We start from the raw sequence: 831 nt of genomic DNA on the forward strand, positions 1-831 counted from the left end.
AAAAGTAAGCAAGGATTTGCCACCAAGCGCCAGGCAATGGCGTGGGCACACGAAATGGAGCTGGCTAAAGATCAAAACCGCATAACCACAAAAGATCCGGTTTTTGCTGAGTACTTTTGGGAATGGGCTACTACCTACAAAACAGTTGGTAAAAGCAACGGCACATATAACCGCTATCACAAAATCTATGAACGCTTACTGGAGTATTTCGGAAACTCGAAGCTTAGTGCAGTAACCAAAGCCAACTACCAACGATTTCTGAACGAGTTTGGCCAAGACAAATCAAAAGAGACAGTTTCAAAGCTATCAGGATCAATTAGATCTTGCATCACTGAAGCAGTAAATGAGAACATCATTCCGTCAAACTTCACTCTGGGAGTTGCAGCAGTGTATGACAAAAGCAAGACAAGAAAAGTTGAATACCTGTCAGTTGCTGAAATCAAAGCCTTAATCAATGCGTTGGAAACTGGCCTTAAACCGCGGTCAATAAGTCGATATATGATTCTAACTGCGATATATACCGGTATGAGAATTGGCGAAATCATGGCACTTACCTGGGATGATCTTGACTATCAAGCCAAAACTGTTAGGATTAATAAGTCATACGACTACATCAACGGGCAAGTTAAAGAGCCAAAGACTGCCAGTTCAGTTAGAACTGTTAGAGTGTCAGCTAGTCTGCTATCCTTACTTGACCAGCTCAGAGTCAACAAGCAAGATCTGATCTTTGCCAATCCGACCGGCAAGGTTCCAACGCCAGCTGCATGTAATGCTACTCTCAAACGGTTTCTGACAAAGTGTGAGATCGACAAGCAAGGCTTCCACTTCCAC

1 protein-coding gene is annotated in these 831 nt (G+C 43.2%); it reads left to right on the plus strand.

What is annotated here, in order from left to right; genetic code table 11:
- The coding region (locus FC20_RS09605) for a tyrosine-type recombinase/integrase (protein ID WP_056945408.1) at positions 1–831 on the plus strand (831 nt) is incomplete at both ends.

Source organism: Lactobacillus equicursoris DSM 19284 = JCM 14600 = CIP 110162, assembly GCF_001434815.1.
GTDB lineage: Bacteria > Bacillota > Bacilli > Lactobacillales > Lactobacillaceae > Lactobacillus > Lactobacillus equicursoris.